Origin of the sequence: Escherichia sp. E4930, from assembly GCF_005845405.1 — a bacterium.
Classification (GTDB): Bacteria; Pseudomonadota; Gammaproteobacteria; order Enterobacterales; family Enterobacteriaceae; genus Escherichia.
Map to the genome: position 1 here is coordinate 1 of NZ_VCDZ01000010.1, position 26,055 is coordinate 26,055.

At 52.5% G+C, this 26,055-nt stretch carries 26 protein-coding genes; 8 read left to right on the forward strand and 18 right to left on the reverse strand.

All coding sequences use genetic code 11. The features are described 5' to 3' along the window. Positions 1 to 297: 297 nt before the first annotated feature. Positions 298 to 999: an NAD(P)H-flavin reductase gene (gene fre, locus FFT88_RS13920; RefSeq protein WP_130209480.1), complete on the reverse strand. Its 702-nt coding sequence runs from the start codon at positions 997 to 999 to the stop codon at positions 298 to 300. A gap of 45 nt (positions 1,000 to 1,044) precedes the next feature. Further along, positions 1,045 to 2,538, reverse strand: coding sequence for a 4-hydroxy-3-polyprenylbenzoate decarboxylase (ubiD, locus tag FFT88_RS13925; RefSeq protein WP_000339804.1), 1,494 nt, complete (start codon positions 2,536 to 2,538; stop codon positions 1,045 to 1,047). 166 nt (positions 2,539 to 2,704) lie between these two features. Here ubiD and rfaH point away from each other — a divergent pair, with 166 nt between their 5' ends. Further along, positions 2,705 to 3,193 carry a transcription/translation regulatory transformer protein RfaH gene (gene rfaH, locus FFT88_RS13930; protein WP_130209478.1) on the forward strand — a complete coding sequence of 163 codons (489 nt, stop codon included), beginning with the start codon at positions 2,705 to 2,707 and terminating at the stop codon, positions 3,191 to 3,193. On the opposite strand, the gene tatD is transcribed toward rfaH, so the two are convergent. The 8 genes from tatD to rmuC all read right to left on the reverse strand — a co-directional run bounded on the left by tatD (position 3,190) and on the right by rmuC (position 10,196). Then, positions 3,190 to 3,972, reverse strand: a complete 783-nt coding sequence (gene tatD, locus FFT88_RS13935; RefSeq protein ID WP_135403508.1) for a 3'-5' ssDNA/RNA exonuclease TatD — start codon at positions 3,970 to 3,972, stop codon at positions 3,190 to 3,192. The genes rfaH and tatD overlap by 4 nt on opposite strands. Before the next feature lie 41 nt (positions 3,973 to 4,013). Further along, positions 4,014 to 4,790, reverse strand: coding sequence for a Sec-independent protein translocase subunit TatC (tatC, locus tag FFT88_RS13940; protein ID WP_000109937.1), 777 nt, complete (start codon positions 4,788 to 4,790; stop codon positions 4,014 to 4,016). Between the two features lie 2 nt (positions 4,791 to 4,792). Next, entirely contained in the window at positions 4,793 to 5,308 is a 516-nt protein-coding gene (gene tatB, locus FFT88_RS13945; protein ID WP_130209474.1) for a Sec-independent protein translocase protein TatB, read from the reverse strand. A gap of 3 nt (positions 5,309 to 5,311) precedes the next feature. Then, on the reverse strand, positions 5,312 to 5,581 hold the full coding sequence (tatA, locus tag FFT88_RS13950; protein ID WP_130209472.1) for a Sec-independent protein translocase subunit TatA: 270 nt from the start codon (positions 5,579 to 5,581) through the stop codon (positions 5,312 to 5,314). Positions 5,582 to 5,659: 78 nt separating this feature from the next. Continuing rightward, entirely contained in the window at positions 5,660 to 7,300 is a 1,641-nt protein-coding gene (ubiB, locus tag FFT88_RS13955) for a ubiquinone biosynthesis regulatory protein kinase UbiB (protein ID WP_130209470.1), read from the reverse strand. Beyond that, positions 7,300 to 7,905: a ubiquinone biosynthesis protein UbiJ gene (ubiJ, locus tag FFT88_RS13960; RefSeq protein ID WP_130219480.1), complete on the reverse strand. Its 606-nt coding sequence runs from the start codon at positions 7,903 to 7,905 to the stop codon at positions 7,300 to 7,302. The genes ubiB and ubiJ overlap by 1 nt, the downstream gene beginning before the upstream one ends. Before the next feature lie 13 nt (positions 7,906 to 7,918). Continuing rightward, entirely contained in the window at positions 7,919 to 8,674 is a 756-nt protein-coding gene (gene ubiE / locus FFT88_RS13965; RefSeq protein WP_000227958.1) for a bifunctional demethylmenaquinone methyltransferase/2-methoxy-6-polyprenyl-1,4-benzoquinol methylase UbiE, read from the reverse strand. A 94-nt stretch (positions 8,675 to 8,768) separates the two neighbouring features. Then, a complete protein-coding gene (gene rmuC, locus FFT88_RS13970) occupies positions 8,769 to 10,196 on the reverse strand; it encodes a DNA recombination protein RmuC (protein WP_130219483.1) in 1,428 nt (475 codons plus the stop codon). Between the two features lie 215 nt (positions 10,197 to 10,411). Between rmuC and FFT88_RS13975 the strand changes: the two genes are divergently transcribed. The 3 genes from FFT88_RS13975 to FFT88_RS13985 are packed head-to-tail and all read left to right on the forward strand — an operon-like array spanning position 10,412 to position 12,826. Continuing rightward, positions 10,412 to 11,179, forward strand: coding sequence for an IclR family transcriptional regulator (locus tag FFT88_RS13975; protein ID WP_135403509.1), 768 nt, complete (start codon positions 10,412 to 10,414; stop codon positions 11,177 to 11,179). Positions 11,180 to 11,202: 23 nt separating this feature from the next. Continuing rightward, positions 11,203 to 12,207, forward strand: a complete 1,005-nt coding sequence (locus FFT88_RS13980) for a 2-dehydro-3-deoxygalactonokinase (protein ID WP_135403510.1) — start codon at positions 11,203 to 11,205, stop codon at positions 12,205 to 12,207. Further along, positions 12,197 to 12,826: a 2-dehydro-3-deoxy-6-phosphogalactonate aldolase gene (locus FFT88_RS13985; RefSeq protein ID WP_130209460.1), complete on the forward strand. Its 630-nt coding sequence runs from the start codon at positions 12,197 to 12,199 to the stop codon at positions 12,824 to 12,826. The genes FFT88_RS13980 and FFT88_RS13985 overlap by 11 nt, the downstream gene beginning before the upstream one ends. Positions 12,827 to 13,141: 315 nt before the next feature. Here the strand turns inward: FFT88_RS13985 and udp are convergent, their stop codons facing one another. Further along, entirely contained in the window at positions 13,142 to 13,906 is a 765-nt protein-coding gene (udp, locus tag FFT88_RS13990) for a uridine phosphorylase (RefSeq protein WP_130209452.1), read from the reverse strand. Positions 13,907 to 14,167: 261 nt separating this feature from the next. Here udp and FFT88_RS13995 point away from each other — a divergent pair, with 261 nt between their 5' ends. After that, a complete protein-coding gene (locus FFT88_RS13995; protein ID WP_135403511.1) occupies positions 14,168 to 14,983 on the forward strand; it encodes a dienelactone hydrolase family protein in 816 nt (271 codons plus the stop codon). Between the two features lie 38 nt (positions 14,984 to 15,021). Here FFT88_RS13995 and metE read toward each other — a convergent pair whose 3' ends face one another. Beyond that, complete coding sequence (gene metE / locus FFT88_RS14000) at positions 15,022 to 17,283, reverse strand: 5-methyltetrahydropteroyltriglutamate--homocysteine S-methyltransferase (RefSeq protein ID WP_130219498.1); 2,262 nt, start codon at positions 17,281 to 17,283, stop codon at positions 15,022 to 15,024. A gap of 117 nt (positions 17,284 to 17,400) precedes the next feature. Between metE and metR the strand changes: the two genes are divergently transcribed. Continuing rightward, positions 17,401 to 18,354 (forward strand): HTH-type transcriptional regulator MetR, encoded by a 954-nt coding sequence (gene metR / locus FFT88_RS14005; protein WP_000573618.1) that lies wholly within the window; start codon positions 17,401 to 17,403, stop codon positions 18,352 to 18,354. On the opposite strand, the gene bioP is transcribed toward metR, so the two are convergent. The 3 genes from bioP to pldB form a co-directional block, all read right to left on the reverse strand. Then, the gene (bioP, locus tag FFT88_RS14010) at positions 18,242 to 19,141 is read right to left on the reverse strand and encodes a biotin transporter (protein WP_001196233.1); all 900 of its coding nucleotides are present in this window, start codon (positions 19,139 to 19,141) and stop codon (positions 18,242 to 18,244) included. The two genes, metR and bioP, sit on opposite strands and share 113 nt — an antisense overlap. Positions 19,142 to 19,216: 75 nt before the next feature. After that, positions 19,217 to 20,017 (reverse strand): sugar/pyridoxal phosphate phosphatase YigL, encoded by an 801-nt coding sequence (gene yigL / locus FFT88_RS14015; protein ID WP_064530561.1) that lies wholly within the window; start codon positions 20,015 to 20,017, stop codon positions 19,217 to 19,219. A 7-nt stretch (positions 20,018 to 20,024) separates the two neighbouring features. Further along, the gene (gene pldB / locus FFT88_RS14020) at positions 20,025 to 21,047 is read right to left on the reverse strand and encodes a lysophospholipase L2 (RefSeq protein WP_135403512.1); all 1,023 of its coding nucleotides are present in this window, start codon (positions 21,045 to 21,047) and stop codon (positions 20,025 to 20,027) included. 110 nt (positions 21,048 to 21,157) lie between these two features. Between pldB and rhtB the strand changes: the two genes are divergently transcribed. After that, complete coding sequence (gene rhtB / locus FFT88_RS14025) at positions 21,158 to 21,778, forward strand: homoserine/homoserine lactone efflux protein (protein ID WP_130219502.1); 621 nt, start codon at positions 21,158 to 21,160, stop codon at positions 21,776 to 21,778. 61 nt (positions 21,779 to 21,839) lie between these two features. On the opposite strand, the gene rhtC is transcribed toward rhtB, so the two are convergent. The 3 genes from rhtC to pldA form a co-directional block, all read right to left on the reverse strand. Beyond that, entirely contained in the window at positions 21,840 to 22,460 is a 621-nt protein-coding gene (gene rhtC, locus FFT88_RS14030) for a threonine export protein RhtC (protein WP_000928845.1), read from the reverse strand. Between the two features lie 63 nt (positions 22,461 to 22,523). Further along, positions 22,524 to 24,353, reverse strand: a complete 1,830-nt coding sequence (gene recQ, locus FFT88_RS14035) for an ATP-dependent DNA helicase RecQ (protein WP_130209494.1) — start codon at positions 24,351 to 24,353, stop codon at positions 22,524 to 22,526. Between the two features lie 131 nt (positions 24,354 to 24,484). Then, positions 24,485 to 25,354, reverse strand: coding sequence for a phospholipase A (gene pldA / locus FFT88_RS14040; RefSeq protein WP_130209440.1), 870 nt, complete (start codon positions 25,352 to 25,354; stop codon positions 24,485 to 24,487). Between the two features lie 165 nt (positions 25,355 to 25,519). Between pldA and yigI the strand changes: the two genes are divergently transcribed. Further along, positions 25,520 to 25,987 (forward strand): acyl-CoA thioesterase YigI, encoded by a 468-nt coding sequence (gene yigI, locus FFT88_RS14045; RefSeq protein WP_135403513.1) that lies wholly within the window; start codon positions 25,520 to 25,522, stop codon positions 25,985 to 25,987. Positions 25,988 to 26,055 lie beyond the last annotated feature (68 nt).

A 26,055-nucleotide genomic window follows, 5' to 3' on the forward strand; every position in this document is an offset into this window, starting at 1 on the left:
CGTCAGCGTCGCWTCAGGCGTAATGTTTGCCGGATGCGGCGTAAACGCCTTATCCGGCCTACGGTTCAGGACTATTTGTAGGCACGATAAGACACGTCAGCGTCGCATCAGGCATTGTTTGCCGGATGCGGCGTAAACGCCTTATCCGGCCCACGGTTCAGGACTATTTGTAGGCACGATAAGACGCGCCAGCGTCGCATCGGGCATTGTTTGCCGGATGCGACATAGATCCAAATGCCACTGTATAAAGTTTTAGTTGCCGTTCTTCCCGCCTGTCAGGGGCGGGTTTTTTATGGCTTAGATAAACGCAAACGCATCGCCAAACAGGCGATCTTCCCGTGCATTACGCTCATTGCAGAACAGGTCACGGGCGATTTTCGCCATCTCAAAGCGGCCAGCGATATAGATATCATGCTCCGCCAGCGTACCGTGATCCTGCAATACCGCTGTTAACACGGTGCCAGTACGTCCACGCCAGCCCGCTTCTGGTTGTTCAACCACCGGCACCACACGCAAACCAGGATGCTTCAGAGAAAGCGCCTCAAGCTCGGACAGATCATAAAGGTGTTGCTCTTCACGCCCGCCCCAGTAAATGGTGATATCGCGATTGGGATTACGCGCCAACGCTGTCAGTAAAATCGAGCGCGCATAAGAGAATCCCGTGCCGCCCGCAATCAGAATCATCGGACGTTCTTCATCATCGCGCAGCCATGCTTCACCGTGGGGAATATCCACCACGATTTGATGATCTTTAAGGATGCGATCCATAACGGCTTTCGCGTAAAGGTTGATTTCAGAAGCGCCAATGTGCAACTCAATGAAACCTTGTTCATTCGGCGTCGAAGCCATTGAAAACGGGCGTTTGTCGCGCTCGTCCATCACCACCATCAAATACTGACCAGCACGAAAAGAAAAGGCCGCGTCTGGCACGATGCGGACACGATATACGGTATCCGTGATAGCTTCTACCGAGGTCACTTTACAGCTTAAGGTTGTCATGCGCTTTCTCTGTCGGATCGATAAATAGGGCAAAACAAACGCGCATCAGGCGCTTTTACCGTTGTTAAAAATAGCCAGTTCATCCCAGATGGCGTCAATATGCGCGACAACATCTGGATCTTTTTTGATGGGACGCCCCCATTCACGCTGGGTTTCCCCTGGCCATTTATTCGTGGCATCCAGCCCCATTTTTGAACCCAGCCCGGAGACGGGCGAGGCAAAATCCAGATAATCAATGGGCGTATTTTCTACCAACACCGTATCCCGCGCAGGGTCCATACGGGTGGTAATTGCCCAAATCACATCGTTCCAGTCGCGTGCGTTGACATCATCATCGCAGACGATTACGAACTTAGTGTACATAAACTGGCGTAAGAATGACCAGACCCCCATCATGACGCGCTTCGCATGTCCGGCGTACTGTTTTTTGATTGTCACTACCGCCAGGCGATAAGAACAGCCTTCCGGCGGCAGGTAAAAATCGACAATTTCCGGGAACTGTTTTTGCAGAATCGGCACGAACACTTCGTTCAACGCCACGCCCAGTACCGCGGGTTCATCTGGCGGACGCCCGGTATAGGTGGAATGGTAAATCGCATCTTCACGCTGGGTAATATGCGTCACGGTAAATACCGGGAAACTATCGACTTCGTTATAGTAACCGGTGTGGTCGCCATACGGCCCTTCCGGCGCCGTTTCGCCTTGTTCGATATACCCTTCCAGCACAATCTCCGCACTGGCGGGCACTTCAAGGTCATTGGAGATACACTTCACCACTTCGGTCTTAGTGCCGCGCAGCAATCCGGCAAAGGCGTATTCCGACAATGTATCCGGGACTGGCGTCACTGCACCGAGAATCGTAGCGGGATCGGCCCCCAGCGCCACAGAAACCGGGAAACGTTCGCCCGGATGCGCCGCGCACCACTCCTGATAATCCAGTGCGCCGCCGCGATGCGACAACCAGCGCATAATTAGTTTGTTTTTACCAATCAGCTGCTGGCGATAAATACCCAGATTCTGCCGCTCTTTATGCGGGCCGCGCGTTACGGTCAGCCCCCAGGTAATCAGCGGAGCGGCGTCTTCCGGCCAGCAGGTCATAATGGGAATGCGGTTAAGATCGACGTCATCACCAGAGACGATTTTTTGTTGGCAAGGCGCACCACGCAATCGCTTTGTCGGCATGTTTAACACCTGCTTAAACTGCGGCAGTTTATCAAACAGGTCGCGGAAACCTTTTGGCGGCTCCGGCTCTTTCAGAAACGCCAATAATTTACCGACTTCACGCAGCGCCGAAACATCTTCCTGGCCCATGCCCATCGCCACGCGTTTTGGCGTACCAAACAGGTTGCACAGCACCGGCATCGAATAACCTTTGGGGTTTTCAAACAACAACGCAGGTCCACCGGCACGCAGAGTGCGGTCAGCAATTTCAGTGATTTCCAGATGCGGATCCACCGGGAGCGTGATACGTTTTAGCTCACCCTGCTGTTCAAGCAGCGTCAGGAAGTCGCGTAAATCGTTATATTTCATGGCGTCCATTGTAGCCTCTTAATCTTCGCCCATTATACGGCGTTCATCTTCGCGATGCTGTAAATTTGTTAAATTAGCGTGAACTCTGACGGCATAACGCAAACCGGGGAATATAATTAACTTAGCGTAAAGCTTTTGCTATCCTTGCGCCCCGATTAAACGGATAAGAGTCATTATGCAATCCTGGTATTTACTGTACTGCAAGCGCGGGCAACTTCAACGTGCCCAGGAACACCTCGAAAGACAGGCGGTGAATTGCCTGGCGCCGATGATCACCCTGGAAAAAATCGTGCGAGGCAAACGTACCGCAGTCAGTGAACCATTGTTCCCCAACTACCTGTTTGTGGAATTTGACCCGGAAGTGATTCATACCACAACCATCAGTGCTACCCGCGGCGTCAGCCACTTTGTGCGCTTTGGCGCATCGCCGGCGATAGTCCCATCTGCGGTTATTCATCAACTGTCGGTGTATAAACCGGAAGACATTGTTGATCCGGCGACGCCCTATCCTGGTGATAAGGTGATTATCACCGAAGGCGCTTTCGAAGGTTTTCAGGCTATTTTCACCGAACCCGACGGCGAGGCTCGCTCTATGCTATTGCTTAATCTTATCAATAAAGAGATTAAGCACAGTGTGAAGAACACCGAGTTCCGCAAACTCTAAAACGCAATCCCAAACAGTGTTTTGACATTGGCATCCGTGGTGGCAGCCAGCCATGCGGCATCTTCCCCACGCCAGTGTGCAATACGTTGCAAAATATGGGGCAGATAGGCTGGCTCATTACGCCGTGACGATGGCTTCGGCGTGAGATCGCGCGGAAGCAAATACGGTGCGTCTGTTTCAAGCAGCAATTGCTCCGCCGGAATAAATGGCAACAGTTCTCGCAGCTCCAGTCCGCGTCGTTCATCGCAAACCCAACCAGTAATGCCGATATAAATTCCGCGCGCCACGCACGCCTGCATCTCTTCGCGTGTGCCGGTAAAACAGTGCAACACCGCGCCAGGCAGTTTATCCAGCCACGGCTCCAGCAATGTCATAAACCGCTCGTGGGCATCACGGCAGTGCATAAATACCGGCATATTTAACTCTGCGGCAATACGTAGCTGGGCAACAAAAGCGCGTTCCTGCTCTTCCGGCGTCGAAAAGTTGCGGTTAAAGTCGAGGCCACACTCACCAATCGCCACCACTTCTGGCTGCGAGGCCAGCGCCACAATCATTTCTTCTGTTGCGTCTTGCCACTGGCTACTGTCATGAGGATGCACGCCCGCCGTTGAGCAACAGGACGAATACTGACGCGCCAGCTTTTGCGCCTGCTGGCTTTCGCGCAGGTTAGTACCGGTGATGAGTAGCCCATTAACTCCCGCGTCAAAAGCGCGCGCTACAACATCATCACGGTCTTTCGCAAATTGCGAACTGGTCAAATTAACGCCGATATCAAACATCCTGCACTCCATATGACAACCGCCCTGACGGGCGGTTGAATTTATTCTTCAGTTTTTTCGCTTTCTGCTTCAGCGTCGTTTTCCTCTTCCCGATTTCGCCCTTTACCAACGTAAAAGCGTGAGAAGAAGACACCGATTTCAAACAGACAGTACATCGGGATCGCCAACAGCGTTTGCGAGAAGACATCCGGCGGCGTCAGAAGCATCCCGACGACGAATGCGCCAACCAGCACATACGGACGTTTTTTGCGTAAGTCTTCTGGCGAGGTAATCCCCATCCAGCACAGCAGCACAATCGCCACAGGCACTTCAAAGGAGATACCAAACGCCATAAACAGCGCCATCACGAAGCTCAAATAGCTGGCAATGTCGGTGGATACCTGCACCCCTTCAGGCGCGGTATTGGCAAGGAAACCAAACGCTAGCGGGAAGACCACGAAATAAGCGAACGCCATGCCGATATAAAACAGCAGAGAGCTGGAAACCAGCAGCGGCACCACCAGGCGACGTTCGTGCTTATAGAGTGCAGGAGCGATAAATGCCCACACCTGATAGAGAATCACCGGCGCTGACAGAATCAGCGACACCATAAAGGTCAGCTTGATTGGCGTAAAGAACGGCGAGGCCACATCGGTGGCGATCATCGTTGAACCTTGCGGCAACTGCTTGATCAATGGCGCGGATACCAGGTGATAGATGTCATTGGCGAAATAGACCAGACACAGAAATATCACGATCACCGCGATAATGCAGTTCAGCAGACGCTTACGCAGCTCAATCAGATGCGTGATAAGCGGTTGAGTATCTTCTACAGACATGTTTACGGTTTATCACTCGACGAAGGGGAATGTGCAGCGGTTTTCGGTTCAGCGTCCGCAGCAGGTTTTACCACCGGCTCTGGCGTGGTTTCTGGCTTCTGTTCCGGCGAACTGGCCTGCGTTTGTGCAGCGGCAGGCGTGACGCCTTCATGCGCAGCCTCATTGTCTTTCACCACCGGGTTATGAATGGTGTGCGCTTCATCGCTCGCCTTTTCAGGGTCATTCGCAACGTAGGAACGCTTCATCGACTCCGCGGCCTGGCGCAGTTCATCCATTGACGCTTTCAGTTCAGGCGTCAGGTTGGTGAGACTCGCCTTTTCAACCTTTTTCAGGCTGTCCTGAAACTCCTGGAGTTTTAACTCCTGGGTCAGTTCGTTCTGCACCGTTGTTGCCAGTGAACGCAACGCACGAATCCAGCCCGCTACCGTTTTTACCGCCACAGGCAGTCGTTGCGGCCCCAGAACGACGAGGCCGATGATGAACACCAATAGCAGTTCGCTAAAACCGATATCAAACACGGATTACACCTGCTCTTTATCGTGGCGCTTTGCGTCTTCTGTTTTAGCCTGTTCCTGATTCGCATCCGCCTGCTTATCGGCGATTGTTTTCGCAGTAAAATCAGCATCCTGACTGGTTTTATCCTGCTTTGGTTCATCATCGCTCATTGCTTTTTTAAAGCCTTTGATCGACGCACCAAGATCGGAACCGATGGAGCCGAGCTTTTTGGTGCCAAAAAGCAGTACAACGATGACGGCAATAATCAATAACTGCCAAATACTGATACCACCCATACATGTTCCTCTGTGGTAGATGATGATTAAACAAGGCCGCATTATACGTTACACGGCCCGCCTTGAGCGATGAAAAAATCAGCGTGTTTTGCACCAACCGACAAACCAGGCGATCAGACCGGCCGCCATTAACCAGCCGGGCATCAGCCCCCATTCCGGTCGGCTGACCAACAAGAATGTGCCGCTTAATACTAACGTCGCACCAATCCCCAATAAGTAACGAGATTGTCCCTGACGCACATGATTCGACTGTAACTCGCGCGCAATCTTATCAACACTATGCTGTAAATACTTGCCCTGGCGCAAACTGTCATAAACCAATTCAGGCAGTTCTGGCATTTTTTCGATCCAGAACGGCGCTTTTTCCTTAAATGCTCTCACCAGCGCGGGAATACCGACCTGATCTTTAATCCACGATTCAAGGAAAGGTTTTGCAGTTTTCCATAAATCGAGCTGCGGATAAAGCTGCCGTCCTACCCCTTCGATATAGAGCAAGGTTTTCTGAAGTAACACCAGTTGCGGCTGCACTTCCATATTGAAGCGACGCGCCGTATTAAACAGATTTAACAGCACATGTCCAAACGAAATTTCGGCCAGCGGTTTCTCAAAGATAGGTTCGCAAACGGTACGAATGGCAAATTCGAACTCTTCAACGTTGGTATCTGGCGGTACCCAGCCTGAATCGACATGCAGCTCTGCCACTTTGCGATAGTCGCGGTTAAAGAAGGCGATAAAGTTTTCCGCCAGATAACGTTTATCTTCCTTGTTTAGCGAGCCGACTATCCCGCAATCAATGCCGATATATTTCGGGTTTTCCGGGTGTTCATAGCTTACGAAGATGTTGCCTGGATGCATATCGGCATGGAAAAAGCTGTCACGGAAAACCTGGGTGAAGAACACCTGCACACCGCGTTCCGCCAACAATTTCATGTTAGTGCCGTTTTTCTCCAGCGCCGCAACATCAGAAACGGGAATGCCGTAAATGCGCTCCATCACCATCATCCCTTCGCTGCAATAGTCAGGGTAAACTTCCGGGATGTAGAGCATCGGGCTGTCTTCAAAATTGCGTCGTAACTGAATGGCGTTGGCAGATTCCCGCAGCAAATTCAGTTCATCAATCAAGGTCTTTTCGTACTCGCGCACCACTTCAGTTGGGCGCAGACGGCGGCCATCCGGCAGCAAACGCGGCACCCAGCGAGCCAGGCGGTAGATAAGTTTCAGATCCGCTTTAATCACCGGCAAAATGTCCGGACGGATGACTTTAATTACCACATCTTTGCCATTCGATTTCAATCGCGCGGTATGAACCTGGGCGATAGAGGCCGACGCCAGCGGCTCGATTTCAAAATCGTCAAACCACGCCTCCACCGGCAAGCCGCCCATTGCAGCTTCAATCTGCTGCTTTGCCAGTCTGCCATCAAACGGTGCGACTTTGTCCTGCAATAACGCCAGCTGATCGGCAATATGCGGTGGGAAAAGGTCGCGACGGGTAGACAACATCTGCCCGAACTTGATCCATACCGGACCCAATTCTTGCAGCGCCAGTCGTAGTCGCTCACCTAATGGTTTGTCTTTGTGCCGGTTCGGCATCCAGAATAATGAGTATCGCCATAACCGCAGCGGCAGGGTGATACGCATTTTAGGGATCAGTTCATCAAGTCCGTAGCTTAAAAAAGTGCGAATGATGAAATACAGGCGCCGTACTTCACCTGGCGTCATTAAACTGCCTCCAGTTTTTCCAGCCGTTTGGTTAACGCATCAACGGCACGTTCAACAGCGGCTGTCTCTTCCGCAAACCAGGCCACTTCAAGCGGACCAGGCGCCATACGCCACTCTTCGGTGATAGCTTCTGCCACGTAACGTTGCTGGCGTTTAATACCATGATGCAGGAATTTCGCACCGCCGCGCAGGGCTTTGCTGATTCCTTCAGCGGCGATATCACCGGTATAAGGGGCCAGCAGTTCCGCAGGGTCGAACTCTGCCAGATCTGCCAGCGCCACGAAATTCTGTACCACCTGAATATCGCCCTGCACTTCCAGCTCACCGCTACGAATTAGTGCGGCAAGCTGCTGGCGGTCACGAAGTTTCGGCAACACGCTGGCGTAGGCGATAACGGTGCAATCAGCATCGCCAGACCATTCGCCCAGCACATCGACCTGGCGTTCACTAAACACCAGAATTAGCGACGTCGAAAAGCCTTTTACCTCCACGCGCAATACTTTACCCAGCAGACGCGAGCGGGCTATTTTCAGCGCGGGTGAGCGATACAGGAAAGTGTTGAGCAGACTTTCAATTCCTGCCGTCACTAAAGGTTTAAAAGGCATAGTCGTACTCCTGTCAGAACTTATAACCACGATGCAGCGCCACAACGCCAGCCGTCAGGTTGTAATAATCGACACTTTCGAATCCGGCATCCTGCATCATGGCTTTCAGCGTATCCTGATCGGGATGCATACGGATGGATTCGGCCAGATAGCGGTAGCTGTCGGCATCGTTCGCCACCAGCGAGCCAATACGTGGCAGCACATGGAAGGAGTAAGCGTCATAGGCTTTGCTTAACGGTTCGATAATCGGCTTCGAGAACTCAAGCACCAGCAGGCGGCCGCCCGGTTTCAGCACGCGATACATTGAACGCAGTGCTTTATCTTTGTCGGTAACGTTACGCAGACCAAACGAAATGGTGATGCAATCAAAGGTGTTATCCGGGAACGGCAGCGCCTCTGCGTTCGCCTGAACATACTCAACGTTGCCAATCACACCGATATTACGCAACTTCTCGCGGCCCATTTTGAGCATGGATTCATTGATATCGGCGAGGACCACTTTGCCAGTCTCACCGACCAGGCGGGAGAATTTTGCCGTCAGGTCACCGGTGCCGCCAGCCAGATCCAGCACGGTCTGCCCACGGCGTACGCCGCTGCAATCGATCGTGAATCGCTTCCACAAACGATGAATACCAAATGACATCAAATCATTCATGACATCATATTTCGATGCCACGGAATGGAAAACGTGGGCGACCATATCCGCTTTTTGTTCTTTCGCGACGGTCTGAAAACCAAAGTGCGTCGTTTCTTGTGACTTATCCACCATCTCAATGCCTGCTCATCAAAAAATTGTTCCAGAAGTGTAACAGATTGGGCGTCGATGCCCTAGATTTCTACCCGGCTTAACTACCCCTAATGGGCTAGCGCGACTGCTGATTATATTCATCATCGCGTTGATAAGCTTCATCATTCGGCTGCCCCGGAACCGACCGCAGTCGATACTCTTCATCCTGGCTCACCGCCTGTTCAGCCAAGTCCGGATTAATCTCGCGTTTAATTTCTACCCCTAAACCGCGAAACGCTTCTGCCTGCGCCAGCACATTTCCGCGACCTGAAGAGAGTTTTTTCATCGCCTGGCGATAGTTATCCTGCGCTTTGTCCAGACTTTGACCAATCGCGGACATATCATCAATAAACAGACGCATCTTGTCGTACAGCTTGCTGGCACGATCGGCGATTTGCTGGGCGTTACGGCTTTGATGCTCATAACGCCACAGGTTGGCGATAGTACGCAACGCCACCAGTAGCGTGGTGGGGCTAACCAGCATGATGTTGTTCTTTAACGCTTCGGTGATCAGCTCCGGCTGGCGATCAAGCGCCAGTAAAAACGCTGGCTCAACGGGAATAAACATCAGCACGTAATCCAGCGTTCGTAGCCCCGGCAACTGTTGATAGTCTTTGCGCCCAAGCAAGCGGATGTGATTACGTACCGAAGCAATATGCTCCTGCAATGCGCTTTCACGTGTGTAGTCGTCTTCCGCGTTGAAGTAGCGTTCATAGGCGACCAACGTCATTTTGGCATCGATCACCACATCTTTCCCCTGCGGCAGCCGCACGATGACATCCGGCTGCATCCGCGAGCGAGCGTCATTTTCAATGCTTACCTGGGTTTCGTATTCATACCCTTCACGCAGTCCGGAAGCCTCCAGCACCCGCGTCAGTACCACTTCACCCCAGTTCCCCTGGGTTTTGTTATCGCCTTTCAGCGCGCGCGTCAGGTTGATCGCTTCCTGGGCCATTTGCGCGTTGAGTTGCTGTAGATTACGAATTTCGTGGGTCAGGGTATGGCGTTCTTGTGCTTCTTTACCAAAGCTGTCCTGTACCTGTCGGCGAAAACCATCCAGTTGTTCACGCAGCGGCGATAGCAGGTTGTTCAGACTCTGGCGATTTTGTTCATCTACACGGCGATTACTGTGCTCAAAAATACGGTTGGCGAGGTTTTCAAACTGCTCGCTCAAACGCTGCTCGCTGTTAATCATCTGGCGAATTTTATCGTCAGCATGTTGCTGTGCAGCTTCCATCCGCGTGGTCACTTCGCGCAGATCGGCCTCCAGCGAGGTGTTAATACTTTGCAGACTACGCACTTCGTTATTGAGCAATTCACACTCTGCACGCCAGTGCTCACTTTGGGTAATTTGTTGTTTTGCCGCACTTAACTCCGCGACCATCTCTTCACGTTCAGCTAATTGCTCGGCTTTTTGCTGCGCATGTTGATAACTGGCAAACAGCCAACCGATGGCCACACTGACCAGCGCAATAATGGCATAAACAATGATTGAGAAATCCACAAAGCCTCCTGACGCAACAACTTACCCGCACAAAATAGAATTGTGCTGTACAAACGTCCAGTTTGAAAGGTATTTCCTGCGAGGCGCTACGCAAAACGATCGTTTATTTTGCTTATTTTATCCCACAATATGAGACTAAGTTTATATTGTGGGACGCATCACCTTTTCCCCACTTTATTCTGTGAAACACTCGGCAATATCATCAGGAGACACCTATGGCAGAAACCTCTTCAACCACCGCTGGCGCACAAACGTTATTACGCGGACTGACGGTTATTAATGCTGTTTATAACGGTTGCCATGACCTGAAAAGTATCGGCGAGTTCACCGGCACGACGCGGAGTACAACCCATCGTTTAGTCTCTGTTTTGGTGGAGCAACGCTATCTGCGCCATGTCCCAACTCAGGGCTACCAACTGGGCGCCAAACTGATCGAACTCGGTGCCAGAGCTCTGGAAAGCACTTCATTGTATGAAGTTGCACAGCCCGTTTTGCAGCGTCTGGCCCGTTACACCCTGGACACCGTGCATCTGGGTATCGTTGAAAGCAACGAAGTGCTGTATCTGGAGAAAATCAACGGTCAGCGCGGGCTGGAGATGCGCTCACGTCCTGGGCATCGCATGCCTCTGGCGATTACGGGAATCGGTAAGGCGTTGATCCTCAACCGAACAGAAGAAGAGTGGCGCACACTATTTTTGACTTGTGGTGATGAAACAAAACTGGGCGCATTTATACAAAACATGCGCCGTTATGCCGCCAGTGGTTTTGCTTTTGATCTGGAAGAGAACGAGCCCACTATCCGTTGCATTGCAGCACCGATTTACAACGCCCGGAATGAAATTGTGGCGGCCATTTCTGTCGCCAGTACCACCACGTATATGTCGCTGGCGCGCCTGGAAGAACTGGCACCTTACGTCAAATCCTGTGCAGAAGAGATCTCCGCTGAACTGGGCTGGGGTAAGCACGTCCGCAAAGATAATTAAACCATGATTAAAGGAAACGGCTAATGTCGGGAAATACCTCATTTATTGCCCTGGACTGGGGAACGTCATCGCTTCGGGCATGGCGTTTTGGTGACTCACCAGATCCACAAGAAAAACGTGAATTCCCCTGGGGGATCATGAAATTACCCTCCCAGGCAGCAACACGTGAGGACGCTTTCCACGATACATTTTTGCGTGTCTGTGGCGACTGGCTGGCACAAACCTCATGCCCGGTTCTGGCTTGCGGCATGCTCGGCAGTGCGCAAGGGTGGCAACCAGCAGCTTATTTACCTTGCCCGGTCACTCTCGATGGACTGGCGAAGCAACTGACGCCGGTTATCCACCAGCAGCAGACAATGCTGCACATCATTCCCGGCGTGATTAAAGAAGGTGAAATGCCCGAAGTGATGCGTGGCGAAGAGACACAAATCTTCGGTGCCATCGCAATGGAACCTGCCCTGCAAGACGCAATCCGTAAGGGTGTGCCGGTGCTGATTGGCTTACCTGGCACTCATGCGAAATGGGCGGTGGTTGAAAACAACACCATTACCGATTTCCGAACCTTTATGACGGGCGAGTTATTCGATGTTTTATCCCGCCATTCTATTCTTGGCGCCACCATGCGTTCGGGAGATGAACCTCACTGGGATGCCTTCGCCCAAGGACTGACAGCGGCACTGGAGCATCATCAGACCGGATTATTATCGACGCTGTTTTCGACCCGTTCGCGCTTGCTGACCGATAATCTTACGCCGTCCTCACAGGGCGATTATCTTTCCGGATTACTGATAGGCCATGAATTATGTGGTCTGGCATCCAGCTTGCTGCGTGATTTACCCGCCACAACGCCGATCGCCTTAATCGGTAGCGCCACCCTGAACAGCCGCTATTCACGGGCGTTCAGCCACGTTTTTCCCGACAGACAGCTTCACGCAATTCCTAATGCCACTGAACAGGGATTATGGCGAATCGCCCACGCTGCCGGGTTACTCTCCACCAACGCCAGGGAATGTACTCATGCCATTTAATACTCTTTTGCAAAAAACCGGGTTAGTCGCCATTTTACGCGGCGTGAAACCGGATGAGATTGTCGCCATCGGTGAAAAGCTGTACGCCGCCGGATTCCGCCTGATTGAGATTCCCATGAACTCGCCGGAGCCGTTGCAAAGTATCAGTCTACTGCGCGACGCCCTGCCTAAGGACTGCCTGGTCGGAGCCGGAACTGTGCTTTCAGTAGAGCAGGTGGTCGCGGTTAAAGAGGCTGGAGGCCAGATTATCGTGATGCCGCATTGCGATACTGCGGTGATCCGTCGCGCCCGTGCGCTGGGTATGTATTGTGCGCCTGGCGTCGCTACGCCCACCGAAGCTTTTGCTGCCATTGAACATGGCGCCAATGCCATCAAGCTGTTCCCGGCTGAACAAATTACGCCAGAAGTCACCAAAGCCTGGCGTGCGGTTATTCCGCAATCCGTTCCGATGTTACCGGTAGGCGGTATCACACCGGAAACAATGGCGCGTTATCTGAGCCACGGCGCAAACGGTTTTGGTCTCGGTTCTGCGCTATATCGCCCCGGCATGACGCCAGAGCAGGTCTATGAAAATGCAGTGCTGTTTATGAACGCATGGAACAATTTAAATAATAAATAACTGAACAGAGGATGCAGCCAACCTCGGGGATATCGCTCCCCGAAGTTGGGGAGCGTGAGACTGATGACAAACGCTAAATTGCCTGATCTCTGCAATATACTGGATATGCAGACTTTTGTAGGCCAGATAAGGCGTTCACGCCGCATCCGGCAAAGGCAGCGCAGCCCGATTTAGCGATAGCGCCGGATGCGATGCTGGCGCATCTTATCCGGTCTACAGGACGCTGCAATTTATTGAATTTACACGATATTGCAGGCCGAACAAGGCGTTTACGCCACATCCGGCATGAATAAATCGCACGTTATCAACAAGTTGTCATTTCAGCAGACGACGCGCCGCTTCCACCACGATTTTCACCGCATGGCTTTCAGTTTGTTTCATCGTCTCAGCATTTGGGATCTCTTGCTGGGTGCGGTTAACGATAACGCCCGCCACCATACCCGCACGCAGGCCCTGGCTTGCGCACATGGTTAGCAACGTTGCGGATTCCATTTCATAGTTCATCACGCCCATCGCCTGCCACTCTTCCATAGAACCTTTAAAGTGACGGACTACGCGACCAGAGTATGTGTCATAACGTTCCTGGCCCGGGTAAAAGGTGTCAGAAGAAGCAGTCACACCAATGTGGGTGGTCGCGCCAATGGATTTCGCGGCTTCTACCAGTGCAGTAGTACATTCGAAATCAGCGACAGCCGGGAACTCCAGCGGAGCAAAGTGCAGGCTCGCGCCATCCAGACGAACAGACGCCGTGGTAACCAATACATCACCAACATTAATATGCGGCTGAATAGCACCCGTCGTACCGATACGCAGGAAGGTGCGAATGCCCAGCTGTGCCAGCTCTTCAACAGCAATAGAAGTAGACGGACCGCCGATACCGGTAGAGCAGACAATAACAGGTTTACCATCCAGCTCTGCGCGCCAGGTGGTGAATTCGCGGTGAGATGCCAGCTTAACCGGCTTATCCATCAGCGCGGCGATCTTTTCCACACGATCCGGGTCGCCAGGGACGATGGCAAGCGTAGCCCCTTGTAAATCGTTTTTAGTGAGGCCGAGATGAAAAACATCAGACTTGGACATATACAACTCCTCTGTGAATCGGTTTAGTCAGAAGAAGCAAAAAGACACTTTACCGAAGGATTTAACATTTTTTCGTGACACCCATCACCATGACGCAAATGTGTTGCATGCATTTACCTGATAAAAGTGATTTAAATCACATAAATAACTCTTTACCGTGTGTTGTTGCATAAAAGATGAGCCGATTCAGGCAATGTGATTTGTTGCATGCTGACTATAGTTAACATTGCGCAAAATTTTTATAAGGGTACGGAGAATACCATGGCAACAACACAACAATCTGGATTTGCACCTGCTGCATCGCCCCTCGCCTCGACCATCGTTCAGACTCCGGAAGATGCGATTGTGGCAGGGTTCACCTCTATCCCTTCGCAAGGGGATAACATGCCTGCTTACCATGCTCGCCCAAAGCAGAGCGATGGCCCACTGCCAGTGGTCATTGTAGTGCAAGAAATTTTTGGCGTGCATGAACATATCCGCGATATTTGTCGCCGTCTGGCGCTGGAGGGGTATCTGGCTATCGCACCAGAACTCTATTTCCGCGAAGGCGATCCGAATGATTTCGCCGATATCCCAACGCTGCTAAGTGGTCTGGTGGCAAAAGTACCTGACTCACAGGTATTGGCCGATCTCGATCATGTCGCCAGTTGGGCGTCACGCAACGGTGGCGATGTCCATCGTTTAATGATCACCGGATTTTGCTGGGGCGGACGCATCGCCTGGCTGTATGCCGCGCATAATCCACAGTTAAAAGCCGCAGTGGCGTGGTACGGCAAACTGACGGGCGATAAGTCACTGAATTCACCGAAACAACCTGTTGATATCGCAACCGATCTTAACGCTCCGGTTCTCGGCTTATATGGCGGCCAGGATAACAGCATTCCGCAGGAGAGCGTGGAAACGATGCGCCAGGCGCTGCGGGCAGCAAACGCGAAAGCAGAGATTATCGTTTACCCGGATGCCGGGCATGCGTTCAACGCCGATTATCGTCCGAGCTATCATGCAGAATCTGCAAAAGACGGCTGGCAGCGTATGCTGGAATGGTTCAGGCAGTATGGTGGCAAGAAGTCGCTGTAATGAGAAAAGACCGGGTGGTATTACCACCCGGTTTGGATTTATCCCCGACGCAAATTCTGCGCCGCCTGTACCATGTTCGCCAGCGCGGCGCGGGTTTCTGGCCAGCCGCGCGTTTTCAGGCCGCAGTCCGGGTTGACCCACAGACGCTCTGCCGGAATGCGTTTTGCCGCTTTCTTCAGCAAGGCTTCAATCCATTCTACGCTCGGTACGTTTGGCGAGTGAATGTCATAGACGCCAGGGCCAATTTCATTCGGATAATCAAACTCTTCAAATGACTCCAGCAACTCCATGTCGGAACGCGAGGTTTCGATGGTGATGACGTCTGCATCCAGCGCCGCAATAGAATCCATGATGTCGTTGAATTCGCAGTAACACATGTGAGTGTGGATTTGTGTGTCATCTTTCGCCACGGCGGCGTTGATACGGAAAGCCTCCACGCCCCACTGGAGATAGGCATCCCAGTCGCTGCGACGCAACGGTAAACCTTCGCGCAGCGCCGGTTCATCAATCTGGATGATGCCAATTCCAGCGGCTTCCAGGTCCGCCACTTCATCACGCAGCGCCAGCGCAATTTGTTTGGCGATGGTTTCACGGCTGACATCTTCACGCGGGAACGACCAGCAGAGAATCGTCACCGGGCCAGTCAGCATCCCTTTCACCGGTTTGTCGGTCAGCGATTGTGCATACTTCGCCCACTCTACGGTGATCGGTGCCGGGCGGCTAACGTCACCAATAACAATCGGTGGCTTCACGCAGCGGGAACCGTAGCTCTGTACCCAACCGTTTTGCGTAAAGACAAAACCGTCGAGGTGCTCGCCAAAGTATTCCACCATGTCGTTACGCTCAGCCTCGCCATGGACCAGCACATCCAGTCCCAAACGTTCCTGCTCAACAATGGCCTGCTTGATATGTTCCGCAATGCCCGTGCGGTAGTTATTGGCGTCAAGATTGCCCTTTTTGAAATCCAGACGCAGGGTACGAATTTCCGTGGTTTGCGGGAAGGAACCAATCGTGGTGGTCGGCCACGCTGGCAGTTTAAAACGCGCACGCTGGGCTTCAGCACGCACTTCATAGACATTCGCACGCTGACTGTCCTGCGCGGTGATCGCCGCCAGACGCTTTTCTACCGCCGGATTATGGACGCGGGTAGAGTGACGACGCGCCTGAATCGGAGCGCTCCACTCTGCCAGAGCTGCCGTATCACCACTGTTCAACGCATCGCGCAGCAATGCCAGTTCATGACATTTTTGCAGGGCGAAGGCAAACCAGCTTTTCACTTCTGCATCAAGACGTGTTTCCACACTCAGGTCGATGGGGCTGTGCAGCAACGAGCAGGAAGATGCCACCCACAAATCACGTTTGCCGACAATGTCCTTAATTTGCGCATATTTCTCGGTAAGATCGGCGCGCCAGACGTTACGGCCATTGATAAGACCAGCAGACAGCAGCCAGTCAGAAGGCAAACGCTTGTGCAGTTCAACAACGTCATCTTTGCCATGCACGAGGTCAACATGCAGCCCCTGAACAGGCAGCGCAGTAATCGTGTTGAGGTTTGGCGTTACGCCTTCAAAATAGGTAGTCAGCAGCAGTTTCACCTGGCCCTGGAGCGCGTCGTAAGCGGGTTTGTATGCATCCAGCCACGCCTGCGGCAGTTCCAGTACCAGCGCGGGTTCGTCGATCTGTACCCACTCAATGCCGCGTTTTGCCAGTTCTGCCAGCACTTGCTGATAAACCGGCAGAATGTCGTTCAGCAGGCTCAGGCGGTCAAATTGCTCACCTTTCACTTTACCCAGCCACAGGTAGGTAATCGGCCCCAGCAGCACAGGTTTCACCTTGTGGCCCAGCGCCAGTGCCTCGTCCACTTCCTCCAGCAGTTGCGTCCAGGTCAGTTTGAACTGTTGGCCTTTAACGAACTCCGGCACCATGTAGTGATAGTTGGTGTTAAACCATTTGGTCATTTCCGCCGCTGCCGCAGGTTCGCCAGTCGGCGCACGTCCACGACCAATACGGAACAGGGTGTCGATATCTACCGAACCCTCTTTGTTCTGATGACGCGCCGGAACATTACCCAGCAGCAGACTGGTAGTCAGAACATGATCGTACCAGGCAAAATCGCCCACCGGCAGCAGGTCGATACCCGCTTGCTTTTGTTGATCCCAGTGACGAGCACGTAATTCACGCCCTACTGCCAGCAGTTCTTCACGCGTGGAGTTCCCCGCCCAATAACTTTCTTGCGCTTTTTTCAGCTCGCGACGCAGGCCAACGCGAGGAAAACCGAGGGTGTGATTAAGAATTGTCATTATATGCCCCTTGTGGAATTTTTAGTATTTAGACGTCCAGATGTTTACACATCCATATTTGCCAGTTACTGTATATTCCTCAAGCGCAAATTATTCATGCCGAAGTGAAGGACTTTCATGATCGAAGTAAAACACCTGAAAACGCTACAAGCGTTGCGGAACTGCGGCTCGCTCGCAGCCGCTGCGGCGACGTTGCATCAGACGCAATCCGCCCTGTCTCACCAGTTTAGCGATCTGGAACAACGTCTTGGCTTCCGGCTATTTGTGCGTAAAAGCCAGCCGCTTCGCTTTACACCGCAGGGAGAAATCCTGTTGCAACTGGCAAACCAGGTGCTGCCGCAAATCAGCCAGGCACTGCAAGCCTGTAATGAACCGCAGCAGACACGCCTGCGCATTGCCATTGAGTGCCATAGCTGTATTCAGTGGCTGACGCCCGCGTTAGAAAATTTCCATAAGAACTGGCCGCAGGTCGAGATGGACTTTAAATCGGGCGTGACGTTTGACCCGCAGCCCGCGTTGCAACAGGGCGAGCTGGATCTGGTGATGACGTCCGATATTCTGCCGCGCAGTGGACTGCATTATTCGCCGATGTTCGATTATGAAGTGCGTCTGGTGTTAGCACCTGACCATCCACTGGCGGCGAAAACGCGTATCACGCCGGAAGATCTCGCCAGCGAGACGCTATTGATTTATCCGGTGCAGCGTAGCCGACTGGATGTCTGGCGGCATTTTCTTCAGCCGGCAGGCGTCAGCCCGTCACTGAAAAGCGTCGATAACACCTTATTGCTGATTCAGATGGTTGCCGCGCGGATGGGCATTGCCGCCCTGCCGCATTGGGTAGTAGAGAGTTTTGAGCGCCAGGGTCTGGTGGTCACCAAAACCCTGGGCGAAGGCTTGTGGAGCCGACTGTACGCCGCCGTGCGCGATGGCGAGCAGCGTCAGCCGATTACGGAAGCGTTTATTCGCTCAGCGCGCAATCACGCCTGCGATCATCTGCCGTTTGTGAAGAGCGCGGAGCGACCCACTTACGATGCACCCACAGTGAGGCCAGGATCACCAGCGCGCCTGTAATAAACGTTGGCCAGTGCGGCTGTTGGTGCCAGATAGCCAGGTTTACCAGCAGCCCTGCCGGAACGTGCATATTATTCATAATGCCCAGCGTTCCGGCGTCTACTTGGGTTGCGCCGTAGTTCCACATAAAGTAGCCAATCCCGGAAGCCACCACGCCAAGAAACACCAGAATGCCCCATTGCAGCGAGGTTTGCGGCATTTTCTGCGCATTTCCCAGCAAGAACCATGCAATCACCGCCACCAGGAACGCGCCGAGATAGAACCACGCAAAGGCGTTATGCTGCGGCATCGGACGAGTTTCCATCAGGCGTTTATAGCCCACCATACCGATGGCAAAAGTGATGTTGGAGAGCTGCACCAGCAGCAGGCCGGTCCAGAAATGGTCAGTCACCTGATCGTAGCGAATAATCCCGGCACCAATCACCGCCAGCAAGGCGCTAAAGGCATAGCCCCAGCGCAGACGGCGCTTACTCATGATGTCATAAATCAGCGTGATGTAGAGCGGCGTCAGTACGGTGAACAACAGCAGTTCGGAGACCGTCAGGTAGAGATAAGCACGGAAACTCAGCATATACATCACGCCAAGCTGCATCGCGCCCACCAGCATATACAGGCCGACCGTTTTCAGGCTATTGCCACGGGTACGCAGAAACGGCAGAAAAACGAGTGCCGCCAGACCAACGCGCACCAGCACCGCAAAATAGCTATCGACGTGCCCCGCAAGGTACTCGCCATAAAAGCTAAAGGAGAAGGCCCACAGAATCGTGGTGATGATAAGTAGCGCCACAATGGAAAACTCTTTGATTAACGAGTATCCATTGTAGCGAAGTATCAGGTTGACAACTGACCAAATAAAGAACGATTACGATAAATAGAGTTTACGCAGATAATGCGGCACTGCGTCTTCGGCGTTAGTACCAATCACTTCCAGCTCTGGATGCAGATCTTTCAGGCGCTGATGCGCGCTGCCCATAATGCAGCCTTTACCCGCCATCGACAGCATTTCGGCATCGTTCATCCCGTCACCAAACGCAATACAATCTTGCAGGCTGTAGCCCAGTTTCTTCGCTACCGCTTCCAGGGCATGGCCTTTTGAAACGCCGCCAGCCATGACTTCCAGGCAGGTTAAGGTAGAGAAACTGACATTGACGCGATCGCCCCAGCGAGCGTTAATCGCTTGCTCCAGTGGCAGAAGTTTTTCATGGGAATCACTGGTGAAGAACACTTTGCTGACACCTTCTGGTTCCAGCAATCCCGGCTCATACAGCGCATAATTGAACACCGCTTCTTTGAAAAAGCGCATCTCTTCCGGGCGATGGCGATTCATAAACCATTCATCATCGCGATAAACGTTAGTAATGATCTCCGGGTTGTCGTTGACCACGCCAAACAGGTCACTGGCAATGTCGCGATCCAGGTTATGAGCAAAAATCAGGTTGCCATCGAGGTCGTGAACGCGCGCGCCATTGGAGGTAATCATGTAAGACTTAATCTCCAGATTATCGCGAATTTGCCCCACATCAACGTGGTGGCGACCAGTCGCAAACACAAAGTTGATGCCGCGCGCGGTGAGCAGCTTCAGAGTTTCTTTGGCGTAAGGGGATAACGTATGGTCGGGAGAAAGTAACGTGCCATCTAAATCAGACGCAACAACCTGGTACATAAGAAATTTAAACCTCTGTAGAGCGGTTTCCGCTGGGTGAGTTATGCCTGTTGAAAAAATCAACGATGGCGTGGAGCGCGACTGAGCGCATTGCGTCCTTTTCAAAAAGGATCTCGTGGTACGCACCTTTAATTACCAACGGTCGACCTCCTTCTACAGGGTGGCCCGCGGCGGCGCGAAGTTCACAAAAACGGTCGTGCATGCGGTTATCCACCACGCGCTCTTCTTCAGCCTGCAAGAGAAGCGTTGGCGTGGCGTCATCACCTGCTCCGGCTAACACCTGTTCTCCGGCCAGAATACTTTCACGTACCCAATGGTATGTCGGCCCGCCGACACGAATCGTTGGGTCATCAGCATAGAAGCGTAGATTGCGCCGATATCGCTGCCTGCTGTGGGTAAGCACGTTGATGGCAAACGGCAAGGCGCGCCAGCGCCCGGTGCCTATCGCATAGCCATCGCGAAAACGTGGGTGCGCTTCGGCCCAGTTTAGGATCTGCCGCGCCATAAATGACGGCATGCGAATCACAATGCCGAACATTGGCGCGGTCAGTGCAATGGCATCGCACACGCCAGGATGGCGTTGCAGGAACAGAGTGGAGATTGCGCCGCCCATCGAGTGGGCCAGTATATAGCGTTTACGCCACGGACCTGGCTGGACCTCTTGTTGCCAGAACGCCGCCAAATCATCAACATAATCATCAAAGCGATTAACATGGCCGAGATGTGGATCGGCTAACAGACGACCAGAACGCCCTTGCCCGCGATGGTCGATGATTAATACGTCAAACCCCAGGTGAAACAGGTCGTAGGCCAGTTCCGCATATTTTACATAGCTCTCAATGCGCCCTGGACAGATGACGACCACCCGGTCATGGTGCTGCGCGCGAAAACGGACAAAGCGCACCGGAATGTCATCCACACCAGTAAACTCTGCTTCATCACGCTGACGCCAGAAATCAGTCAGCGGTCCCATGGTAAAAGCAGCAAACGCTTTTTCTCTTGTTTCCCAGTCTTTTTGCTGCTGAAACATCGGGTAATCTGCCTCTTAAACCACGTAAAATCGTTTTTTTAAGCGTGCCTGACACAACGCTGCGACAGTAGCGTATTGTGGCACAAAAATAGACACACCGGGAGTTCATCATGACTTTAGAATGGTGGTTTGCCTACCTGCTGACATCGATCATTTTAAGCTTGTCGCCAGGCTCTGGCGCAATCAATACCATGACCACTTCCCTTAACCACGGTTATCGTGGCGCAGTGGCGTCTATTGCTGGTTTACAAACCGGGCTGGCGATTCATATTGTGCTGGTTGGCGTGGGATTGGGGACGCTGTTTTCCCGCTCAGTGATTGCGTTTGAAGTGTTGAAGTGGGCGGGAGCGGCTTACCTGATTTGGCTGGGGATCCAGCAGTGGCGCGCCGCTGGTGCAATTGACCTTAAATCGCTGACCCCGACCCAATCACGGCGTCATCTGTACCAACGGGCCGTGTTTGTGAATCTCACCAATCCTAAAAGTATTGTGTTTCTGGCAGCGCTATTTCCGCAATTCATCATGCCGCAGCAGCCGCAAGTTATGCAGTATATCGTGCTCGGCGTCACCACCATTGTGGTCGATATTATTGTGATGATCGGTTACGCCACGCTCGCCCAACGGATCGCGTTATGGATAAAAGGGCCGAAACAAATGAAGGCATTGAATAAGATTTTCGGCTCGCTGTTTATGCTGGTGGGAGCGCTGTTGGCATCGGCGAGACATGCTTGAAAAATAATGTCGGATGCGGCGTAAACGCCTTACCCGACTTACTCTGATGACGCGTCTGGCATCAACGCGAAATAATCAAATGAATGCCAAATCCAGCAAATAACGCCCCGGCAAAACCATCAATCCACTTCGCCAGACGTTGATAACCACGGCGCATTTGCGGCAGGGCAAACAGGCTGGCAACGACGGTAAACCATGCCAGCGTTTCGACAATAATCAGCGCGAAAATGCCCCAGCGTTCGGTGGTGCCGACGTTATCGCCGACAAACAGCGAGAACACCGAGCCAAAGTAGATAATCGCTTTCGGATTGGCGAGATTGGTCAGTAAGCCTTTCAGGAAACTGCGCCCGCTTTTTGCCAGTTCTACCTGTGGCGCAGGTGCAGAAACAACCTCTTTTTTCAGTGCGCTACGCAGCATCTGATAACCCATCCAGCAGAGATACAGGCCACCGCCTACCATAATCAGCGTATGCAGCCAGGCCATTTTTTCGATAATCAGATGCAGGCCAAGCAGCGCAATCCCAGCCCAAACCATTACGCCGCAGGTAATGCCCAGCACACCCATCATCGCTTCTTTACGGGAACGACTGACAGCGGTCTGAGAGACAAAAAAGAAATCGGGACCGGGGCTCATAAGCGCCACGATGTGCACCATGGCAACGGTGAGGAATAACATCAACATACAATTGACTCGCGGGGGAAACGTTTACGGAATGTTCATCCTGGCACTTTTTTATGCCGCTGACTACTCTTCGTCGTCGCCGTCAACATGCGCGCGGATAAGCGTCATAAACGGTTTACCAAAGCGTTCCAACTTGCGCATCCCAACGCCGTTAACACTCAACATTTCGCTGGCAGTGATTGGCATCTGTTCCGCCATCTCAATCAAGGTTGCGTCGTTAAACACCACGTACGGCGGGACATTGCTTTCATCGGCAATCGATTTACGCAGTTTGCGTAATTTAGCGAACAGTTTACGGTCATAGTTGCCGCCGAACGATTTCTGCATCGCTTTCGGTTTGAGCGCCACAATACGCGGCACGGCAAGTTGCAAAGAGGATTCGCCGCGCAGTACCGGGCGCGCGGCTTCCGTCAGCTGCAACGCGGAGTGCTGGGCAATATTTTGCGTCACCAGGCCGAGGTGAATCAGCTGGCGGATCACGCTCACCCAGTGCTCATGACTTTTATCACGGCCCATGCCATAGACTTTCAGTTTGTCATGACCATAGTCGCGGATACGCTGGTTATTGGCGCCGCGAATCACTTCCACCACATAGCCCATACCAAACCGCTGATTCACACGACCAATGGTGGAAAGGGCAATCTGTGCATCGGTTGAACCATCGTACTGTTTCGGCGGATCGAGGCAGATATCGCAGTTACCACATGGTTCCTGACGACCTTCGCCAAAATAGTTCAGCAACACCAGACGACGGCAAGTTTGCGCTTCGGCAAATGCGCCCATCGCATTGAGTTTATGGCGCTCGATATCCTGCAATTGCCCTTGCGGCTTCTCTTCCAGGCAACGGCGCAGCCACGCCATATCAGCCGGATCGTAAAACAGCATCGCTTCCGCGGGCAGGCCATCACGCCCGGCGCGACCGGTTTCCTGATAATAGGATTCGATATTGCGCGGGATATCAAAATGCACCACGAAGCGGACGTTCGGCTTGTTGATGCCCATGCCAAACGCCACCGTCGCCACCACAATTTGCAGGTCATCGCGCTGAAATTTTTCCTGCACATCGGCGCGGACATCGTTTTCCAGGCCTGCATGATACGCCGCCGCGCTAATTCCTTTACTTTGCAGACGCGCGGCTGTGTCTTCTACTTTCGCCCGGCTGTTGCAGTAGATAATGCCCGACTTTCCCCGCTGTTCCTGCACGTAACGCATCAACTGATCGAGCGGTTTGAACTTCTCCATCAGCATGTAGCGAATATTCGGACGGTCAAAACTGCTGATTTGAATTAGCGGATCGTTCAGCCCCAGCAGGCGCACAATATCCTGGCGCGTGGTGTCGTCGGCGGTGGCGGTTAGCGCCATAAACGGCAGCGTCGGAAAACGCTGACGCAGCTGACCGAGCGCGGCATATTCCGGGCGGAAATCGTGGCCCCATTGGGAGATACAATGCGCTTCATCGACGGCTAATAAGACAGGATTCCAGTGCGCCAGATGCTCAAGAAAGTTATCCAGCATCAGGCGTTCCGGGGCGATATAGAGCAGACGAATTTGCCCGGTACGACAGCCTGTCATCACTTCAAGTTGCTGCTCGCGGGTTTGCGTCGAGTTAAGGCACGCCGCCGCCACGCCGTTGGCTTGCAGTTGATCCACCTGATCTTTCATCAACGAAATCAGCGGTGAAACAACCACGGTAAGGCCGTTTAGCAATAAGGCAGGAATTTGATAGCAAAGGGATTTTCCGCCACCAGTGGGCATGACGACCAGGCAATCGCGACCGGAAAGTACGGTGTCGATAATCTCTTCCTGACCAGGGCGAAACTGTTGGTAGCCAAAGGTTTCTTGTAAAACCTGCTTAGCTCCGGACTCCAGATTCAACACTTCCGCCTGCGCCACATTCACCCCGATTGCCTGAAATAAAAACAGGCGCTATTTTCAGCGCCTGCGCGAGAAACTGCAATGCTTTTAGTCTCTGAGAGGGTAATCCTGGATGCTGGATTCCAGATTTGCCTTTCAATCAACTCACATCAGAACAGGTCGTTTAACATAACTCCCACACCGACGCGGGTCTGGTTAAAGTTATAGTCGATGAGCGATTCGCCATAGCCGCTGTAGACTTGGGTATAAAGACGCACATGTTTGGTGATCGGGTAGCTTAAGCCTAACTCCGCACCACCATAACCGGTGTTCCAGTTGTACTGCCCTTTCGCGCTCAGCACAGCATCACCGAGGTGATAACCAATTTTAAGCTGGTAGTAACCCATATATTTGGTGATGTCCGGGTTATCGTCCGTATTACCCACCACATACCACGGTTTCACTTCCACCAGCCAGTTGCCGTTCTCTGCCATCAGGCGGGTGTAGATACGGTTCCAGCTACGGGAAGTCGGGTCTGAACGTCCGTTTGAGTCGTGGTTGTAGCCCATTTCCACATCGCGCAACGTCCAGCCAGCAAAACTATAATCGGTGGCAAAACCGAGGAACAATTGCGGTTCGTAGTTAGTTTCACGAAACGGTGATGACTCATCGCTATTAGAAAGCTGCCACCAGGATTTCTGGGTGTAGGAAGCGCCCAGTACAGAGTTTGGCCCCAAAATCCCCCGCCACAGCGGAAACGCCAGGCTCAACTGGAACTTTACTTCATCCTTACGCGCGTTCTCTGCCCAGTCGTAACTGGCAATAGCTTCTTTATTGAGATCGCTGGTTTGGGTGTAGATGATGTAGTTGGTGTCGTAAGGATAAAGGGTGAAAGGATTGTCATGCTCCTGCAACATATTGCCGATAATGCTGCCACGTACTGCTGGCGCGTCATGCACATCTTTCACCGTTGCCTCTTGCGCATTTGCCACTATCGGCAGCATACACATCGGCAACAAGCAGCCCAGTAGAGTCCGCATCGATCGTGTTCTCCGTAACGAATTATTGATTAGATGAATATTTTTTCTGCGGGCTATTTTACATACTTAGCTCAATTGCCGTTAGTTATCCCTTCCTAAAGTAGAAACCAACAACAAAGAAGCATAAAATCAACATTTCATTAACCAATGAAGTGTAAGGATGATATGTCTGCCGTACTGACCGCCGAACAAGCCCTGAAATTAGTGGGTGAAATGTTTGTTTATCACATGCCATTTAACCGCGCATTGGGGATGGAGCTGGAGCGTTACGAAAAAGAATTTGCACAGCTGGCCTTTAAAAATCAGCCGATGATGGTTGGTAACTGGGCGCAAAGCATTTTGCACGGTGGGGTCATTGCGTCGGCGCTGGACGTCGCCGCGGGTCTGGTGTGTGTAGGTAGCACCTTAACCCGCCACGAAACCATCAGTGAGGATGAACTGCGCCAGCGGCTATCGCGGATGGGGACAATTGATCTTCGCGTCGATTATCTACGTCCAGGCAGAGGCGAGCGTTTTACAGCTACCAGTAGCCTGCTGCGTGGGGGTAATAAAGTCGCCGTCGCCCGCGTTGAACTGCATAATGAAGAACAGCTTTATATTGCCAGTGCTACCGCCACCTATATGGTAGGTTGAATACATAAAAGCAGGTAAACTGCTGAGACTTATGACAAACGCAAAATTGCCTGATGCGCTACGCTTAT

What these genes read in the sequence shown, in the direction of transcription:
- fre (WP_130209480.1), bottom strand. Translation starts at nt 999, where the DNA reads ATGACAACCTTAAGCTGTAAAGTGACCTCGGTAGAAGCTATCACGGAT.
- ubiD (WP_000339804.1), bottom strand. Translation starts at nt 2,538, where the DNA reads ATGGACGCCATGAAATATAACGATTTACGCGACTTCCTGACGCTGCTT.
- rfaH (WP_130209478.1), top strand. Translation starts at nt 2,705, where the DNA reads ATGCAATCCTGGTATTTACTGTACTGCAAGCGCGGGCAACTTCAACGT.
- tatD (WP_135403508.1), bottom strand. Translation starts at nt 3,972, where the DNA reads ATGTTTGATATCGGCGTTAATTTGACCAGTTCGCAATTTGCGAAAGAC.
- tatC (WP_000109937.1), bottom strand. Translation starts at nt 4,790, where the DNA reads ATGTCTGTAGAAGATACTCAACCGCTTATCACGCATCTGATTGAGCTG.
- tatA (WP_130209472.1), bottom strand. Translation starts at nt 5,581, where the DNA reads ATGGGTGGTATCAGTATTTGGCAGTTATTGATTATTGCCGTCATCGTT.
- ubiB (WP_130209470.1), bottom strand. Translation starts at nt 7,300, where the DNA reads ATGACGCCAGGTGAAGTACGGCGCCTGTATTTCATCATTCGCACTTTT.
- ubiJ (WP_130219480.1), bottom strand. Translation starts at nt 7,905, where the DNA reads ATGCCTTTTAAACCTTTAGTGACGGCAGGAATTGAAAGTCTGCTCAAC.
- ubiE (WP_000227958.1), bottom strand. Translation starts at nt 8,674, where the DNA reads ATGGTGGATAAGTCACAAGAAACGACGCACTTTGGTTTTCAGACCGTC.
- FFT88_RS13975 (WP_135403509.1), top strand. Translation starts at nt 10,412, where the DNA reads ATGGCAGAAACCTCTTCAACCACCGCTGGCGCACAAACGTTATTACGC.
- FFT88_RS13980 (WP_135403510.1), top strand. Translation starts at nt 11,203, where the DNA reads ATGTCGGGAAATACCTCATTTATTGCCCTGGACTGGGGAACGTCATCG.
- FFT88_RS13985 (WP_130209460.1), top strand. Translation starts at nt 12,197, where the DNA reads ATGCCATTTAATACTCTTTTGCAAAAAACCGGGTTAGTCGCCATTTTA.
- udp (WP_130209452.1), bottom strand. Translation starts at nt 13,906, where the DNA reads ATGTCCAAGTCTGATGTTTTTCATCTCGGCCTCACTAAAAACGATTTA.
- FFT88_RS13995 (WP_135403511.1), top strand. Translation starts at nt 14,168, where the DNA reads ATGGCAACAACACAACAATCTGGATTTGCACCTGCTGCATCGCCCCTC.
- metE (WP_130219498.1), bottom strand. Translation starts at nt 17,283, where the DNA reads ATGACAATTCTTAATCACACCCTCGGTTTTCCTCGCGTTGGCCTGCGT.
- metR (WP_000573618.1), top strand. Translation starts at nt 17,401, where the DNA reads ATGATCGAAGTAAAACACCTGAAAACGCTACAAGCGTTGCGGAACTGC.
- yigL (WP_064530561.1), bottom strand. Translation starts at nt 20,017, where the DNA reads ATGTACCAGGTTGTTGCGTCTGATTTAGATGGCACGTTACTTTCTCCC.
- pldB (WP_135403512.1), bottom strand. Translation starts at nt 21,047, where the DNA reads ATGTTTCAGCAGCAAAAAGACTGGGAAACAAGAGAAAAAGCGTTTGCT.
- rhtB (WP_130219502.1), top strand. Translation starts at nt 21,158, where the DNA reads ATGACTTTAGAATGGTGGTTTGCCTACCTGCTGACATCGATCATTTTA.
- rhtC (WP_000928845.1), bottom strand. Translation starts at nt 22,460, where the DNA reads ATGTTGATGTTATTCCTCACCGTTGCCATGGTGCACATCGTGGCGCTT.
- pldA (WP_130209440.1), bottom strand. Translation starts at nt 25,354, where the DNA reads ATGCGGACTCTACTGGGCTGCTTGTTGCCGATGTGTATGCTGCCGATA.
- yigI (WP_135403513.1), top strand. Translation starts at nt 25,520, where the DNA reads ATGTCTGCCGTACTGACCGCCGAACAAGCCCTGAAATTAGTGGGTGAA.